This window comes from Gordonia sp. N1V, assembly GCF_029269935.1.
In the GTDB taxonomy this organism is placed as follows: domain Bacteria; phylum Actinomycetota; class Actinomycetes; order Mycobacteriales; family Mycobacteriaceae; genus Gordonia; species Gordonia polyisoprenivorans.
In genome coordinates this window covers 250527-266116 of record NZ_JARJDD010000004.1, presented here as the reverse complement: position 1 = coordinate 266116, position 15590 = coordinate 250527, and the positions used below count along the sequence as shown (strand labels likewise).

Genomic DNA, 15590 nt, shown 5'->3' with positions numbered 1-15590 from the left:
GACCGGGCTGATGTCCCGAGTGTGGGGCACTCGCCACTTGGGTGAGGTTCACCCGAACGGGTGAGTGACGTCAATCGCGTTGCGGCGCATCGGTGGTGGTCAGTGTGGCTGTCAGAGGTGTCAAGGTATCGAGGTACACCGACGCCAGCAGCTCCGACTCGTTGGCCGCTCCCCGTATGTCATCGCCGTGGTGGCGGTCGAGCTCCGATTCCACCGCGTGATCGAAATCGTCGATGGCGTCGACACGTGCCATCCATTCTTGCTTGTCGTGGCGCTCCTGAATGCGTGCGACCACCGTGCGGTACTCGGCAAGTGCGCGCAAACGGTCCATGAGTCCGTCGACGCGGGTATCGAGGGTGCGTGCCTTCGCGATGTACGTGCTGACGATCAGATCATCTGCGCGAAGAGCGCCGAAAGGAGCAGGCCCGAGGATTTCTCGTTGTGCACGAAGCCGTTTGGCTGCTGTGGTGACTTCCGTGACTTCTGCGGTGAGATCGACTCGGACGCCATTCTCGTCGAAAAAGGGAAGACGCCATGCGGGGTATCGGTGGATGCGAGCCGCGATCTGGCCGATGGCCAACGCGATCTGGCCGGCGTCGTCCTCGTCGATGAGCTCGAGGGTCTCTTTCTCTTCGCCGTTGAGGCGGTAGGCACGGTCGAGCCGCGCGGTAGCGGCGGCGGCGGTCTCATGATGCTCGGGGACGTCGACAAAGGGGAGCCAGCCCATGCCGACCGCGCGATTGCGGAGCGTGAAATCCGCCCCACGCCACACGTCGTGCACCAGCACGACGTGGCCTGCGAAGTGGCCACCCTCAGTGGCGTCACCCTGGTGCGTCGCAGCATCGGTGACGCGGCGGATTCGCTGGCATTCGCTGCGACGGTCTCGGCGTTGGTCACGCTGCTCGGCGGTGAATACGTCGAGTGGGTGTGTCCGTCGTGGTGATCGACGCCCGGTGCCGCGCTTGCGCGCCGCCCGAGGCCGTCGATCCCGTCGATCCTCGATGCTGACGGCGATCACCGCAACGACGATCACTGCGAGCAGGCAGAGAGTGGCAACCATGGGTGGAGTAGATCACGAGGTTCGGACAATTCGGGCTCGGTTCGTCCAGTACCTGCACCGACCCGCGCGTCGTTGACTACGACGACGATCCGAACGGCGGCGCCGGTGCCGGCTTGGGCTTGACCTTGCGCCACGTGATCGACCACTTCGCGAGGGTCTCGCCGAGCGGGGCCTCATAGATCAGTGCGCTCGGGTCGGGGCCGTCGACCTCAAGGGCAACAGTGCCTTTCACCTGTTCGCCCGCGGAGAGATAGCCCGCACGCAGCGTGGTGGCATCGTCGCCGTACTCGACGTCGTCGTAGGTGGTTCCATCGTCGGCCTTGGCCACGAAATACAGGGGATTGACGGGGATCTCGCCCTTGGTCGCCTGGATCAGAACGGTGAAGGTGGCGGTACTGCTCGACAGGTAGGCCTTCTGGAGCGTGACGTAGCCGGCCCAATCGCTGTGGGAGATGAATCGTGCGTTGGACGGGGTGTCTGCGTGGGCCGTGCCGGCCGAGAAGAAGACCGAGACCGGTGCCAGGAATGCGATCAGAGCGAGGATCGCCAGAAAAGTACGTTTCACGGAGCGAAGCCTAGCCGCAGGACGATTGGCGCATTTCGCGTCCTTTGGGTGGACTACTTCGGTTGGGGGACAGGGGATACCTGCTTCGTATCGCGAGAGAAGCTCTGCAGGCGTGGCGATTATCGCCGGGCCGTGTCAGTCACCGATCCGATTCCAGAACGAGCCCTCGATGCCGTTGTCGGTGAGGAACTGCTCGAGGGCGTGGTTGCTGTCGAAGCGCGCCGAGATCGTGGCCCTCGATCTTGAGTTGACCGTCCTCGGTGAGCGTCACCGTCCGCAGCATCATGCCGTCGGCGTCCTGCCTGCTGGTCATGACTATGCGATTACGTTTTCGTTGATTGCTATTCATGCCTTGAGTTTCGCAGGGGGTACCGACAAATTACGGCGGCGAAAATACAGTGCAAGCAGGCCGCGAACGACGACGTCGTACAGGAATGTGGTGAAACCGGCGGCGAATCCGATGCCGAACCACGCGAGGCCGGCGATCATCACGGCCCACGACGTGGCGACGAGCGTTACCCACGCCGCCTCGATCGACAGCCAGGGCGTGAGCCACGGAATCACGAGAGCCGCGACCAGCAGTGTGGGAAACGGCACCAACACGAGGGGATAGCCGAGCCCGTCGGAGGCGCAAACCGCCGTGACGATCAGCGCGACGACGAGGACAACCAACCACATCGACCAGAACCTCAGGAGCACCTTCGGTCTCGGCTGAGGCCAGGAGACTCCGCGACGCGGGGTCGGCGACCGTCGATCGGCCGACCCGGTGTTCGACATGGAACGCATGGTAGGGCGGCGAGTCCGTGCTACGGATGGCGAACCACTCGGTGGTCGATCGGCTGAAGCACCTAAACCACCGACTCGACGGCCCGCTGGTCTACTCTCTCTACAGATATGCCGAGCCCGCGCGCTTCAGGTGGTGAACTCGGTGTGGCGACTGCCGTCTCGATCGGCGGCGTCGCTGCTCATCGAAGGCGAAGGGGAACGTCATGTCCGGCCCGCAGAATCCGTGGAACGACCCGAATCAGGGCCCGTCACAGTTCGACCAGCCGACGCAGCTGGGTCAGCCGGTGCAGCAACCCGGGTACTCCCAGCAGCCTGGATATTCGCAGCCGCCGGGCTATCAGCAGCCCGGATACCCCGAGCAGGGATATCCGCAGCAGGGTTATCCGCAACAGGGATATCCCGGATACGCGCAACCCGGTTACCAGCAGCCCGGGTATCCGCAACCCGGCCAGGGCGGTCCGGGCTTTCCGCCGCCGAAGAAGCGGCCGGTGTGGCCGTGGATTCTCGGTGGCGGAGTCATCCTCCTCATCATCGTTGTGGTGGTGGCGGTCGTCGCGCTGGTCGGCTTCGGCAAGGACGTCGAGAACAAGGTCAACGGGCCGGTGACGGTGACCTACCAGGTGACCGGCGATGGGTCGAGTGCCTTCATCGCGTACATGACATCGGGTGGCACGGTCTCCGAGGCGCAGAGTGAGTCGGTTCCGTGGACGATGGACGTCTCGTTCGCCGGCTCGCTCAAACCCGTGAGCCTGGCCGCCAGCAACGGCGTCGACGACTCGGGAAGCATCACCTGCACCATCAAAGAAGGCAGCAAAGTGATTGCCACCGACACGAAGTCGGGTGAGGGTGCCGTCGCCGCGTGTGGCGGCACCACCTAAACCGCATCAGGGTGATGTTGTGCCCGCGTTCCGGGCACAACATCACCCGGAACGATCGCCTTCGGACCGCGCGCGCAGATACACCGACGCCCACGTCCGAAAAGGCTTCCACGCGTTCGCAATCTCGGTGAGGTCGGCGTCGGGACCGTACAACTGCGCCACCTCGGCGGTGAGGCGGCGTTCGTTGGCGGGCGCGCAGTCGGGGGCGTTGGCACCGCGCAGCACGATCAGTTCGGCGGCGAACGGCCCGATGCCCTTGATGTGTTGCACCGCGGTGATCGCGTCCTGCGGGTCCATCGCCCGCAGCGCGGCGGTGTCGAGTGCGCCCTGCTCGGCGGCGTCGGCGACGGCATGGAGGTACTCGAGTTTGCGGCCGGGGAGTTCGATGTCGAGGTCGGCGAGTCGAGCCGGCGCAGGAAAGGCTCCGTCGTCACCGAAGCGGTCGGTGATGGCGGCACGGGTCGCCGCGGCTTGGACGATGCGCACCCGTTGCGAGAGCACCGACCAGGCGGCGGCCTCGTAGGCGGAGTGAAAACCGCAGGGCCGCAACCCCGGAAGCGCTCGCTGTGCGCGTCCGATCACCGGGTCGCGCTCGCCGACGGCGGGCCACTGGCGGGCGTCGACGTCGAGGGCGAGGAAGCGTGCGGTCTGCTCGGCGGCCGCGTCGAGATCGCCGTCGCCGCTCACCTCGATCTCCGCGGTCTGCTCGCGCTGAGTCACGGTGACTCGTGCGGCCGACCAGTCGGCGTCGACGCGGAACACCGTCGACAACCGTCCCGGCTCCTGCGTGCCGCGCAACGCGGAGGGGGTGAATCCCTCCCAGAACTCGCGGCTGGTGTCCAGCGACCATGGGCCAAGGATCTCGCGGGTGATCGTCAGCGTGCTCATGGCGCCTCCCTTGTCCGCGAATTGTTCAGTGCGACTCCACTGTTCGCGCGAGAATCCCCAACGTGGCGCGCAGACCGGCCTCGGGGATGATCGGGAACCGGCCCTTGATGTCCTCGTTGGTCACGCGACTCCAGTCGTAATACGTGGTCACCCGCGTGCCGTCGTCGGTGGCCTCCAGGCGATAGCCGTAACGGTGATCCAGCGGCGGGCGGACGGTGCCGGCGATCGTCCACTCGATCCACCGGTCCTGCTCGAAGCCGGTGATGATCACCCGCACGTCGTACTTGCCCATCGGTAGATCGTTGAGCGACTCGCGATCCATGTGCACGACGAACTCGTCGTCCACCGCCGACACCGGCGAGCCCTCGGCGCTCTGCAGCATCCCCGAACTGTCGATGGTGACGTGCCCGTCGGGCGAGGTGAGGACGGAAAAGATGGCTGCCGGATCGGCCTGGATCACGCGGCTGATCTCGAACTGCTCGGACATGTGGTGCACTCCCTGCGATCGACGACGTGGTAGGCCCAGGCTATGCCCATCGCGGGCCGGTATGGGTCAGCCTGACCGCATCTGAGCGCCGATCAGTCCCACTCCTCGAGCACCGAGTCGATGCTCGAGGCACTCGCCTCCACCGGAGCTCGCGGTACCGATCGGGAGAATCGTGGTGCCGGAGCCGGCTGTACCCGTCCGCCGACCTCGACATAGCTGCCGCGCTCTCGAGCATAGGGGTGCCGCGCGGCCTCATCGAAATCGAGAACTGCTGTGACACAAGCATCGACGCCGTCGAAGGCAGATGTCCAGGCGGCACGGGTTGCGCCCGCAAACCGCGCGGCGAGCGCATCGCGCAGGACGGGCCAGTTCGCCCGGTCCCACCGGTCGGGGAGGTCGCGGAGCTCGAGTACCTCGATCAGGTTGCGCCAGAATGGTTCTTCGAGGGCTCCGACGGCAACGTAGCCGTCGGCGCACGCGTAGGTGCAGTAGAAGGGTGTCGAACCGTCGAGCAGATTACCTGTCTCGCGCGGCGTCCATCGCCCCGCCGACTTCCACGACCACTGCAGCTGGGCGAGCACTGCGGCCCCGTCGGTCATCGCGGCGTCGATCACCTGGCCGCCGGACCGTTCCCGTTCGAACAAGGCCGCCAGCACGCCGACCACGAGGAACATCGAACCGCCGCCGAAATCGGCGACCAGCGACAACGGTGGTATGGGCGGTGCGCCTGCGGGCCCCATGGCGTCCAGGATGCCGCTCATCGCAAGGTAATTGATGTCGTGGCCGGCGACGTGTTGATACGAGCCGCCCTGACCCCAGCCGGTCATGCGAGCGTAGATCAGGTGCGGGGCGAACTCGAGAACCTCGTCAGGACCGAGGCCCAGCCGTTCCATCACACCAGGGCGAAATCCCTCGACGAGGATGTCGGCGTGTGAGAGAAGCTGTCGCAGTGCGTCGATGGTGTCGGGGTCCTTGAGGTCGGCGTCGATGACGCGTCGTCCGCGCCACAGACCGGCATCGGCATCGGCGATGCCGTCTGGTCCCACGGTGCCGCCGGGCCTGCGGACCTGGACGACGTCGGCACCGAGATCGGCGAGCACCATGCACGCATGCGGGGTCGGGCCGAGTCCGGCCATCTCGAGCACCCGAATGCCCTCCAGCGGTCCGCTCACGGGTCGTCCTGGGGCGCATGGAGAATCCCCCGAATGGTGAAATCGGTGTAGTCGGCGACGAGATGATCGACGTCGTGATTGTCGCGCAGCCACCAGCTGATGCCGTTCATCACATCGAGCACGGCGATCGCCGCCTGTGCGGCGTCGCGGACCTCGAACTGCCCGGCCCGCGCGCCGGCCGCGATGACGTCCCGCACGCGCCGCTGGTAGTACTTTCGATAATCGGTGACGATGGCGCGATGCTCGGGCAACAGAGCCGACAACTCCCGCAGCGACACAAGGTGTTCCACGCGGTGCGCGGCGAGGTGCCGGATGTGGATCTCGACGAGCGCGGTCAGCCGCTGCACCGGTGTGCCCTCTCCGTCGAGGACCTGCAAATGCACCTGCGGATCACGGGTCATCTGGAGCGCGATCTCGTAGAGGATCTCCTCCTTGGAATGAAAGTGGTTGTACAGGCTCGCACCTTTGATACCGACGGCCTCGGCGATGTCACGCATCCCGGCATTGCTGTAACCGTGATCGGCAAAGTAGGCGGCGGCGGTGGCGACGATCTCGTCGCGTCGCAGCCGAGGACGAGCGGGGGTCTCGCCCGGACGGCCGGGGTCGAGCGGGGTGACGTCGCCCACGTCGCTCAGCTCTTTCCGTACCGACGTCGGAGTTCACGCTTGAGGAGTTTTCCCTGCGGATCAGTCGGCAGGTCGGTCACGAGGTGAATCACCTTGGGTACCTTGAACCCTGCGAGGTCCGCGCGGCAGTGCTCACGCAGTTCCTCGGCGGTCACGCCGGCGTCGTCCTGGAGAACGACGAACGCGGTGACCGCCTCAGACCAGTAGTCGTCCGGCAGTCCCACGACAGCTGCGCGTTGTACCCCGGGATGCTGTTGCAACACCCGCTCGACCTCCTGCGACGACACGTTGAACCCGCCGGTCTTGATCATGTCCTTGCGGCGATCCCGGAAGAACAGGTTACCGTCGTCGTCGATGCGCACGATGTCGCCGGTGTGTACCCAGCCGTCCTCGAACACCGCGGCGGTGCGTTCGGGGTCCTTGAAATATCCGAGCATCACCGACGGTGTGCGGCAGAGGAGTTCACCCTCCTCGGCGTCGTCTCCGTTACCGTCGACCACCCTGATCTCCAGATGTCCGACGGGCTTGCCGATCCAAGTCGGATCGTGATCGGGGACGTCACGCAGTTCTTTGAACCAGCCCACCGACCCCAGTTGGGTCAGCTCGGACTGCCCCCAGTAGGTGCCCCACACCGACTCCGGGGACGCCTGCGCCCACGCGTCGACGGCGAACGGCGAGACCTGGCCGCCGTAGGTGAGGCAACGCCGCACCGTGCCGACGGTGTCGGCACCGAAGTCGGCGTGATTGGCCAGGGCGATGTAGAAGGTCGGGGTCTGCGCGATCACCGAGATCTGTTCGTCCCGAATGATTCTCAACGACTCGCCGGGGTCCACCGACGGTGGGAGCACCAGGGTGGCGCCCAGCAGGGTGAGTGACGTCAGTGAGCCGATACCGGCGATGGTGTGGAAGGGCATGACGTAGAGCCACACGTCGTCGGGCAGGCACCGAAGTCCCCAGGTGTAGGCGGGTGCGGTGGAGATCAGGTAGTTGCGGTGGGGGATAACCACGCCCTTGGGTGCCGACTCGGTGCCGCTGGTATAGACGATCATCGCGATGTCGTGCTCGTCGACATCGGCGTCGGGGTCGGCGTCGGATGCCGCGGCGAGCGCTGCGTCGAAGGACGTCCACGCAGGGTTCGGCGGATCACCGATGACGATGACCGCGGCGCCGCACTTCTCGGCGATCGGCGCCGCGAGCTCGGCGTTCTCGGCGGCGACCACCAGTACCGCCGGCTCGAGATGTTCGATCTGCTGGGCGATTTCGCGCGCCCCGAACAGCGGGCTGAGCCCCGAATAGTAGGCGCCGATCTTGAGCGCGCCGTAGTAGGCGATGATGTTCTCGACCCGGTTGCGGCCCATCACCGCGATCCCATCGCCCCTGCCGACACCGGCGGTGCGCAGCGCGTGCGCGAAGCGGTTGGCCGACGCGTTGAGATCGCGGTAGGTGGTGGCGGTGCGTGTGCCGTCAGCGGCGTAGGAGATGACCGCCGCCTTGTTCGGCTGTGAACGGGCGAGTCGTCGGAGATGATCACCGATCGTCGCCCGTCCGAGCGGGGACCGTTGGGTCGCGGTCAATCCGCGGGTGAGGTCCTCGGTGCCGGCGGTCACGTGAACATCGGGGCGTCGAAGCGGTCGAGGAACGCGATCTCCTCGACCGGAGTGCGAGTGAGTTTGCGCGGGAATCCGTCTCGTGGATAACCGACGGCGACATGCGCCGCGGTGAGGAACCCGTCGGGGATGTGCAGCAGCTCTTTGACCGCGGGCTCTTCGGCGCAGAGCAGGGTGGTGAGGGCGCTGGCAATGCCCTGCTCCCGCAGGGCAAGCGTCAGATTCTGCACCGTCGGGTAGATCGACGCGCCGCCAACGACACTGAGACGATCGAGTTCGTTGTCGGTCGGGTGGAGCCCTTCGACCTCTGCGCACACGACGACCAGGACGGGCACCTCACCGAGATGGTGGGCGAAGTAGTTGGCGCTCTCGACGGTGGCGGGCACCGCACCGACTGCTTTGCTGCCTTCGATGACCGCCGCGTAGTAGGCCTCCCAGTACGGCAGGTACAGCTCGGCGAGACGCTGCTTGACGGCATCGTCGCGGACGATGACCCAGCGCACCGGCTGACGGTTACCGCCCTGCGGGCCGAACCGGGCGTGGTCGAGCGCCTGGTACAGCACGTCGTCTTCGACGTACTTGTCGCTGAAGTAGCGGCAGGTTCCTGTTGAGCGCATCGCTTCGCTGAGTTCCATCGTGACTCCTGTTCAGGTGCTCCGCTAACCGCAGTTAGCATGATGTGGATCACAGTTACATGAGCAGGAGAGCCTGTCAAGAGTGGTTTACTCGACTTGTCCAGGTATTGACCGATTGAGACTAACGATGGTTAGTTGATAGTCATGACGGCAAGCATCACACCCGGCCTGGACCCCGCAGGCCTCGACGCCGACCGTCTGCGCTCGGCAGTCCGCGCGGGCAACATACCGACGTTGATCGCGATCCTGTTGGAGATGACCGGCGACAACCGCTGGCTCTCCGAGCGATACCGGCCGACACGGTCACGTGGAATGGACGACAACAGCAGCGGGGGACTCGATGCCGATGTGCAGCGGGAGATCTGCGACGCGGTGACCGACGCCGTACTCGCCTGGAATGCGGCCGGCCGGCCCGAGCGGGTGCCGCCGAGCGCCGACCTCGTCGCCGCAGTTCTCGACTTCACCGCCGGTGAGCCGGTGCCCTATGAGTTCAGCCCGATGATGGCCGAGATCGTCGGCGGGCACACGACCGTCGACACCCCGTCCGCGCCCGACACCACCACGGCGGGTCTGTCGGCGGTGGTCATCGGGGCCGGCGTCGCGGGGATGCTCATGTCGGTGCAGCTGAGCGCCGTCGGGATCCGACACGTCATCCTGGAGAAGAACGACGAGGTCGGCGGATCATGGTGGGAGAACCGGTATCCCGGGGCCGGTGTGGATACTCCGAGCTATCTGTACTGCATCTCCGGATTCGATCATGACTGGTCGACACATTTCGGGAAGCGGGACGAGGTGCAGCAGTACCTGGCCGCGTACGCAGATCGTCATTCGATCCGCGACCGGGTCCGCTTCGGCGTGGAGGTTGAGTCCGCGATCTATGACGCGGACGCCCAGCAGTGGACGGTGACGGCCCGACAGGGCGACGGCGGCACCGAGGTGTTGCAGGCGAACCTGGTGATCAGTGCAGTGGGACTGCTCAATCGGCCCAAGACGCCGGACCTTCCCGGAATGGACACCTTCGGTGGCGAGATCTTCCACTCCGCGCACTGGCCGGCACATCTCGACGAACCGGGCGCGTTGCGCGGCAAACGAGTGGCCATCGTCGGCTCCGGCGCGAGCGCGATGCAGATCGGCCCGGCGATCGTCGACGAGGTGGCCTCACTGGCGGTTTTCCAACGGTCGCCGCAATGGATCGCCCCCAATGACGACTACTTCTCACCTGTGGGCGACGACGTGCACTGGCTGATGAATCACGTACCGGGTTACCGGGAATGGTATCGAGCCAGATTGTCGTGGATCTTCAACGACAAGGTGCATTCGACCCTGCAACGCGATCCCGACTGGGAGGAACCGACCGCCTCGATCAACGGTGCCAACCACGGCCACCGCCGGTTCTATGAGCGCTACCTGCGTGAGCAACTCGGCGATCGAGACGATCTGATCGCGCTGTCGACACCGGATTACCCGCCGTTCGGCAAACGCATGCTGCTCGACAATGGCTGGTATGCGATGCTGCGCCGACCCCACGTGTCTTTGGTGCCGCACGCCGTCACCGAGATCACGCCGACCGGCCTCGTCGACGCGGCGGGCGTCGAGCACGACGCCGACATCATCGTTTTCGCAACGGGTTTCCACAGTGACCGCTTCCTGTACCCGATGGAGGTTCGCGGCCGCAGCGGTCGGTCGACGGTACAGGTGTGGGGTGAGAACGACGCCCACGCTTACCTCGGGATCACCGCCCCCGACTTCCCCAACCTGTTCATCCTCACCGGACCCAACACCGCGCTCGGCCACGGCGGGAGCTTCATCAGCATCCTGGAGTGTCAGGTCCGGTATGTGCGCTCGGCGATCGATCTGATGCTGCGCAACAAGATCGGTGCCCTGGAGGTGAGATCCGATGTCACCGACGAGTACAACCGGGCCGTCGACGCCGCGCATGCCCAGATGGTGTGGACGCACCCGGCGATGACCAACTGGTACCGAAACTCCGACGGTCGAGTGGTGGCGGTACTGCCGTGGCGGATCATCGACTACTGGAAAATGACCCGAGCGATCGACGAAGACGACTTCTGTGCCGAGCCGAGGAACTGCTGAGCATGAGTGGCCTGCGTGCGCGAATATCTGTGCCCGACGAGGTGGAGATGGTACGAACACCTACGCTCACAACGGTATTGGAGCAGCGAGGTTCGGCACCGCGATGATCCGCATCGGCGAGTGCCTGGATACGCAGTGTCGCAGTCGAGTCAGGCGCGGTAGGCGTGAGCGCGGTGGTCGATTCTGACGATGATGATCGTGTGGCCGGATTCGTCGATGCGGAGCAGGACGCGGTAGTCGCCTCGGCGGGCACTGCGGAGGCCGTCGAGTTCGTCGCGCAGCGGTTTGCTGAGCCGGTGGGGGTTTTCGGCAAGGGGGCCGGAGATGAACTCGATGACGGCGTGGACGATCCGGGAGGGGAGTCGTTGGAGGTCGCGACGGGCCGGGAATGCGACCTCGACCCGGTACGGGTCGGGCGAGCCGACGGCGTCCTCGCTCATTCGGGCGGCATGCCGTATTCGGTGCGCAAATCCTCGAGAGAGGTCGTGTGGCCGGCCGCGTACTCGGCGTCGGCAGTCGCCACGTCGTCGCGGATCCCGGATCTCGAGAGCCAGTAAATCGTCTCGTGCAGCGATTCGAGATCGTCGGCCGACATGAGCACCGCAGCCGGTTTGCCGTGTTTGGTGATCGTGATGATGTCGTGCGTGGTCGCGGCGCTGTCGATGAGCGCCGAGAGCTTGTCCTTGGCTTCACCGAGTGGCACTGTCGTCATGAATCGATTCTAGCCGCAGAAATAGCGTTCCACTAGCCATACATCTAGCCGCAACCGGTACTGGTTCCCGCCGACCAACGTCAATCACCGAGCGGATAGCTGTCGAGTGACGACGGTCGCCCACCCGGATGACACTGACCACCACCCATGGTGCACGTCAGTGAACTGTGGTTGATTGTCTGCCATGGGTGGGCGATGGTCGGCGGATCAGGTGTTGGCGCTCGCACCCGACGCGTCGTCGGTCAAGGCCGGCCAGAAACTCGCCACCCCCACCCCGTGGACGGGCACCGGCGCCACCGACACCCTCGTCTGGGGCCTGTGCAAGGGAAGCGGAAAGACGCCGTACCAAACGATCGTCGACATCGGCGCGCCCGCCTACAAATGCTCCTGTCCGTCACGCAAATTCCCGTGTAAACACGCACTCGGACTGCTGTTGCTGTGGTCGCAGGACGAGGTCCCCGACGCCGCCGAACCCGCCGACTACGCCGCGGCATGGCAGGCCGGACGTGCCGATCGCGCGACCAAGAAATCCGCCGAACCGTCCGCGCCGAAAGATCCGGACCGCGCCGCCAAGACCGCCGCGCAGCGCGTCGAACGGGTCCGGTCCGGTATCGATGAGTTGCAACTGTGGCTGACCGATCAGGTCGGCAACGGCCTCGCCGGCGCAGAGGTCGACGCCTACCGACGATTCGACGCCGTCGCGGCACGGCTCGTCGACGCCCAGGCACCCGGACTGGCAACCCGCGTCCGACGCCTGCCCGCGCTGTTCTCCGGCGTTGATTCCGCCGCGGTCGACTGGCCCGCCCGCCTCCTCGAAGAGCTGGGCCGCCTGTGGTCGTTGAGCGTCGCCCACCAACGCCTCGACGAACTCCCCGACGACCTCGCGGCCACCGTCCGCCGACACGTGGGCTATCCGACAGCCAAAGCCGACGTGCTCGCCACGGACGGGATCGCCGACACCTGGCTGTGCGTCGGCCGCCGCGACACCGACGAGGACGGCCTGCTGAGCCGACGCACCTGGCTGTGGGGTGCCACCGCGCGCCGCTACGGGATGGTGCTCGACTACGCGCCCACCGGCGCGACCCTGCCACTGCGACCGGTCACCGGCGAGGCGATCGCCACCACCATGCACTTCTACCCGGGCACACCACGCCTTCGGTGCGTGTACGACGACACCACACCACCATCGGATGCACCCGCCGCCGACCCCGTCGGCACACTGGAACCGATGACCCTCACCGCCGCCCGACACGTCCGCGCCCGCGCGATCGCCGACGACCCGTGGGCACAGACCTGGCCGGTCCTCGTCTCCGGACGGCTCGGCCGCGCCGACGACGCGATGCCCGCGCTCGTCGATGCCGACGCCACCGCGGTCCCGCTCAGCGGCCTCGCCGATCGGTGGCCACTGATGCTCGCGCTCACCGGCGGCGCGCACGTCGCCGTGTTCGGTGACCTCGGCCCGCAGGGACTCGACGTGGCGTCGGTGCTGGTGGATGGCACGGTGATCGGACTGTGAGCACCTGGGACGACGTGGTGTCGGCGGCGCTGGTGGGCGTACGCACCCGACCGATCGGCGTCGACGGCGCGGACCCGCTCATCGGTGCACACCTCACCACCGAGATCGCCGACCCGGCGGTGTTCAGCCTGCAGATGGCCGCATTGGCCGCCGCAGCGCACACCGCGACCGGATGCGAAACCACCAGCGCCACAGCCATTCCCGAGGCATCCGACGATCCGCGACCTCCGATGTCACCACTGGCCGCCGCGTACGCCGAGCGTGCGCTCACCCTGTCGTCAGGGATGGCGCAGTGGTGCCTGCACCGGCTCGCGGCGTCGGGTCTGCGCCCACCGCCGTCGATGCTGCCCGACCTGCTGCGACGCACCGCACGATCCGCTGACGGCCGCCCGGCGATCACCGTGATCGTCGGCCCCCGCGGCCGGTGGCTCGCCCGTCACGCGCCCGAGCTGAAAGCGGTTCTCGACGACGCCGCAACCCCCACCGTCACAGACGATCTCGACGACTCGGACTGGACCCACGGCGAACTCGCCGACCGTGCGGCTTATCTCACCGCATTGCGCGAGCGTGACCCCGACGCCGCCCGAGAACTCCTGGCGGCCGGCTGGGCGACGGAGAACGGACCGGACCGGGAACTGTTGCTGCCCATCCTCTCTCGCCGGTTGTCGGCCGCCGACGAGGACTTCCTCGAACGCGCTCTTGACGATCGTCGTGCCAAGGTGCGTGCGAGCGCCGCGGAGATCCTCGACCATCTCGACGGGTCGGCGCACCGACGACGGCTCATCGCCGCGGCGAGCGGCCTCCTCGAACTCGGCACGCAACGTCGAGGCCTCGTTCGTCATCGCAGCATGCGCGTCACCCTGCCCACCGCACCCGATCCCGCGCTGGCCCGCGACGGGATCTCCTTGACCGCGCCCCGCGGTATCGGAGTCGGCAGACATGTGCTGACGCAACTGGTCTCCAGAATCCCGCCGCGATCGTGGGAGGAGTACTTCGAGTTGTCACCCGACGAGATCGTCGCCGCGATCGACGCCGACGAGATCGCGCTGATCCGCGGACTGTGCACGGCAGCCATCGCATTCTCTGACTCCCATTGGGCCACCGCGCTTCTCGCGCAACGCGAAGCTTTGTCGATGGTGGTGTCGATCGCCGATCGGCAGGTCGTTATCGACACGTTCACGACGCTGACGGCGGAGCGGCAACTCGTCGCACTCGGTGCTCTGCCCACGCCGTGGCCGGAAGCGCTGGCGCGCAGCGCATTCACCGCTGTCCTGAAGATGGTGGTGAGCCAGAAGTTCATTCCGCGCGGCACCGCCACCTGGTTCGACATGATGGCAACCGGACTACCCGCCACCGATACCTGGCGGGCGACGGTCGACGCCGCGCGGGACACGTATCCGGTCGTCACCACCCAACTTGCCACGCTCGCCGAGGCGTTACGCATCCGATCCGTCCTAGACAGGGAGCTTGAGTGACCACCGACAACGAACTCCTCCGCCCCCACGCCGAGCAGCTCTACGCCGCGGAGCTGGAAGCGTTGGCCCGCACCGATACCGCCGCCCGACCGGCCAGCTGGCTGCTGTCGCCGTCGGCGGTCGTCACCTACCTGCTCGGCGGCACCCTCGACGACGGCACCGTCATCACCCCGAAGTACATCGGCCCACGCCGCATCATGGAGGTGGCGGTGGCAACCCTGGCCACTGACCGCGCCCTGCTGCTCCTCGGTGTGCCGGGCACCGCCAAAACCTGGGTGTCCGAACATCTCTCCGCGGCCATCAGTGGGACCTCCACGCTGCTTGTGCAAGGCACCGCAGGCACTCCGGAGGAAGCAATCCGCTACGGCTGGAACTACGCCCGGCTCATCGCCGAAGGACCGTCGACCGAGGCGCTGGTGCCCTCACCGATCATGATCGCCATGCAGCAGGGCAAGATCGCGCGCCTCGAGGAACTCACCCGCATCCCCTCTGACGTGCAGGACGCACTCATCACCATCTTGTCGGAGAAGACGCTCCCGATCCCCGAACTCGGCGTGGAAGTGCAAGCCACCAAGGGATTCAGCGTCATCGCCACCGCCAACGACCGCGACCGCGGCGTCAACGACCTCTCTTCGGCGCTACGCCGCCGCTTCAACACGGTCGTGCTGCCGCTGCCCGCCAGCGCCGACGAAGAAGTCTCGATCGTCACCCAACGCGTTGCCGCACTGGGTAAAACACTGGAACTGCCCGATCTGCCCACCGCCGCCGACGAGATCCGCCGCGTGGTGACCGTCTTCCGCGAGCTGCGGTCCGGGGTCACCGAGGACGGCCGCGCCAAGGTCAAAACACCCAGCGGCACCCTCTCGACCGCGGAGGCCATCTCGGTGATCACCCACGGCATCGCCATGTCGGCGCACTTCGGCGACGGTGTGCTGCGCCCCGCCGACGTCGCTGCCGGAATCCAGGGCGCGGTCATCAAGGACCCGTCCGCCGACGCCGTCGTCTGGACCGAATACCTGGAAAGCGTTGTGCGCGAACGCGACGACTGGGCCGACTTCTACCGTGCCGCCCGATCGGCACTGAGCTGAG

The 15590-nt window shown here is 66.4% G+C and carries 17 protein-coding genes; 5 read left to right on the top strand and 12 right to left on the bottom strand.

Features of this window, described 5'->3' with window-relative positions; all coding sequences use genetic code 11:
- Window positions 1-70: 70 nt before the first annotated feature.
- The 4 genes from P3L18_RS07880 to P3L18_RS07865 all read right to left on the bottom strand — a co-directional run bounded on the left by P3L18_RS07880 (window position 71) and on the right by P3L18_RS07865 (window position 2303).
- Complete coding sequence (locus tag P3L18_RS07880; RefSeq protein WP_253194062.1) at window positions 71-1060, bottom strand: hypothetical protein; 990 nt, start codon at window positions 1058-1060, stop codon at window positions 71-73.
- Between the two features lie 76 nt (window positions 1061-1136).
- Window positions 1137-1625 (bottom strand): DUF1942 domain-containing protein, encoded by a 489-nt coding sequence (locus tag P3L18_RS07875; protein WP_276113792.1) that lies wholly within the window; start codon window positions 1623-1625, stop codon window positions 1137-1139.
- A gap of 139 nt (window positions 1626-1764) precedes the next feature.
- A complete protein-coding gene (locus P3L18_RS07870; protein ID WP_172398896.1) occupies window positions 1765-1938 on the bottom strand; it encodes a hypothetical protein in 174 nt (57 codons plus the stop codon).
- A 32-nt stretch (window positions 1939-1970) separates the two neighbouring features.
- Window positions 1971-2303 carry a hypothetical protein gene (locus P3L18_RS07865; protein ID WP_139765796.1) on the bottom strand — a complete coding sequence of 111 codons (333 nt, stop codon included), beginning with the start codon at window positions 2301-2303 and terminating at the stop codon, window positions 1971-1973.
- A gap of 311 nt (window positions 2304-2614) precedes the next feature.
- Here P3L18_RS07865 and P3L18_RS07860 point away from each other — a divergent pair, with 311 nt between their 5' ends.
- Window positions 2615-3289 carry an MmpS family transport accessory protein gene (locus tag P3L18_RS07860; protein WP_276113791.1) on the top strand — a complete coding sequence of 225 codons (675 nt, stop codon included), beginning with the start codon at window positions 2615-2617 and terminating at the stop codon, window positions 3287-3289.
- Between the two features lie 42 nt (window positions 3290-3331).
- On the opposite strand, the gene P3L18_RS07855 is transcribed toward P3L18_RS07860, so the two are convergent.
- The 6 genes from P3L18_RS07855 to P3L18_RS07830 form a co-directional block, all read right to left on the bottom strand.
- On the bottom strand, window positions 3332-4177 hold the full coding sequence (locus P3L18_RS07855) for a DNA-3-methyladenine glycosylase 2 family protein (protein WP_276113790.1): 846 nt from the start codon (window positions 4175-4177) through the stop codon (window positions 3332-3334).
- Between the two features lie 25 nt (window positions 4178-4202).
- Complete coding sequence (locus tag P3L18_RS07850; protein WP_079928384.1) at window positions 4203-4664, bottom strand: polyketide cyclase; 462 nt, start codon at window positions 4662-4664, stop codon at window positions 4203-4205.
- Window positions 4665-4756: 92 nt separating this feature from the next.
- On the bottom strand, window positions 4757-5836 hold the full coding sequence (locus P3L18_RS07845) for a CaiB/BaiF CoA-transferase family protein (RefSeq protein ID WP_079928383.1): 1080 nt from the start codon (window positions 5834-5836) through the stop codon (window positions 4757-4759).
- Complete coding sequence (locus P3L18_RS07840) at window positions 5833-6462, bottom strand: TetR/AcrR family transcriptional regulator (protein ID WP_253193830.1); 630 nt, start codon at window positions 6460-6462, stop codon at window positions 5833-5835. The genes P3L18_RS07845 and P3L18_RS07840 overlap by 4 nt, the downstream gene beginning before the upstream one ends.
- Before the next feature lie 5 nt (window positions 6463-6467).
- A complete protein-coding gene (locus P3L18_RS07835) occupies window positions 6468-8069 on the bottom strand; it encodes a class I adenylate-forming enzyme family protein (RefSeq protein WP_079928381.1) in 1602 nt (533 codons plus the stop codon).
- Window positions 8066-8704, bottom strand: coding sequence for a nitroreductase family protein (locus P3L18_RS07830; RefSeq protein WP_079928380.1), 639 nt, complete (start codon window positions 8702-8704; stop codon window positions 8066-8068). The genes P3L18_RS07835 and P3L18_RS07830 overlap by 4 nt, the downstream gene beginning before the upstream one ends.
- A 144-nt stretch (window positions 8705-8848) precedes the next feature.
- Between P3L18_RS07830 and P3L18_RS07825 the strand changes: the two genes are divergently transcribed.
- Window positions 8849-10798, top strand: coding sequence for an NAD(P)/FAD-dependent oxidoreductase (locus tag P3L18_RS07825; protein ID WP_276113789.1), 1950 nt, complete (start codon window positions 8849-8851; stop codon window positions 10796-10798).
- Window positions 10799-10947: 149 nt separating this feature from the next.
- On the opposite strand, the gene P3L18_RS07820 is transcribed toward P3L18_RS07825, so the two are convergent.
- Entirely contained in the window at window positions 10948-11238 is a 291-nt protein-coding gene (locus P3L18_RS07820) for a type II toxin-antitoxin system RelE/ParE family toxin (RefSeq protein ID WP_079928378.1), read from the bottom strand.
- On the bottom strand, window positions 11235-11510 hold the full coding sequence (locus P3L18_RS07815; protein ID WP_079928377.1) for a type II toxin-antitoxin system Phd/YefM family antitoxin: 276 nt from the start codon (window positions 11508-11510) through the stop codon (window positions 11235-11237). The genes P3L18_RS07820 and P3L18_RS07815 overlap by 4 nt, the downstream gene beginning before the upstream one ends.
- Window positions 11511-11694: 184 nt before the next feature.
- Here P3L18_RS07815 and P3L18_RS07810 point away from each other — a divergent pair, with 184 nt between their 5' ends.
- From P3L18_RS07810 to P3L18_RS07800, 3 genes are read left to right on the top strand one after another with little or no spacing between them, the layout of a single operon-like run.
- A complete protein-coding gene (locus P3L18_RS07810) occupies window positions 11695-13026 on the top strand; it encodes an SWIM zinc finger family protein (protein WP_276113788.1) in 1332 nt (443 codons plus the stop codon).
- A complete protein-coding gene (locus tag P3L18_RS07805) occupies window positions 13023-14501 on the top strand; it encodes a DUF5691 domain-containing protein (protein WP_276113787.1) in 1479 nt (492 codons plus the stop codon). The genes P3L18_RS07810 and P3L18_RS07805 overlap by 4 nt, the downstream gene beginning before the upstream one ends.
- On the top strand, window positions 14498-15589 hold the full coding sequence (locus P3L18_RS07800; RefSeq protein WP_276113786.1) for an AAA family ATPase: 1092 nt from the start codon (window positions 14498-14500) through the stop codon (window positions 15587-15589). Before P3L18_RS07805 ends, P3L18_RS07800 begins: the two co-directional genes overlap by 4 nt.
- The last annotated feature ends 1 nt before the right edge of the window (window position 15590 follow it).

Bases quoted from the DNA above. Each gene is read 5' to 3' on its own strand.
- P3L18_RS07880 (WP_253194062.1), bottom strand. From the start codon at position 1,060: ATGGTTGCCACTCTCTGCCTGCTCGCAGTGATCGTCGTTGCGGTGATC.
- P3L18_RS07870 (WP_172398896.1), bottom strand. From the start codon at position 1,938: ATGACCAGCAGGCAGGACGCCGACGGCATGATGCTGCGGACGGTGACG.
- P3L18_RS07865 (WP_139765796.1), bottom strand. From the start codon at position 2,303: ATGTGGTTGGTTGTCCTCGTCGTCGCGCTGATCGTCACGGCGGTTTGC.
- P3L18_RS07860 (WP_276113791.1), top strand. From the start codon at position 2,615: ATGTCCGGCCCGCAGAATCCGTGGAACGACCCGAATCAGGGCCCGTCA.
- P3L18_RS07855 (WP_276113790.1), bottom strand. From the start codon at position 4,177: ATGAGCACGCTGACGATCACCCGCGAGATCCTTGGCCCATGGTCGCTG.
- P3L18_RS07850 (WP_079928384.1), bottom strand. From the start codon at position 4,664: ATGTCCGAGCAGTTCGAGATCAGCCGCGTGATCCAGGCCGATCCGGCA.
- P3L18_RS07830 (WP_079928380.1), bottom strand. From the start codon at position 8,704: ATGGAACTCAGCGAAGCGATGCGCTCAACAGGAACCTGCCGCTACTTC.
- P3L18_RS07825 (WP_276113789.1), top strand. From the start codon at position 8,849: ATGACGGCAAGCATCACACCCGGCCTGGACCCCGCAGGCCTCGACGCC.
- P3L18_RS07820 (WP_079928378.1), bottom strand. From the start codon at position 11,238: ATGAGCGAGGACGCCGTCGGCTCGCCCGACCCGTACCGGGTCGAGGTC.
- P3L18_RS07815 (WP_079928377.1), bottom strand. From the start codon at position 11,510: ATGACGACAGTGCCACTCGGTGAAGCCAAGGACAAGCTCTCGGCGCTC.
- P3L18_RS07810 (WP_276113788.1), top strand. From the start codon at position 11,695: ATGGGTGGGCGATGGTCGGCGGATCAGGTGTTGGCGCTCGCACCCGAC.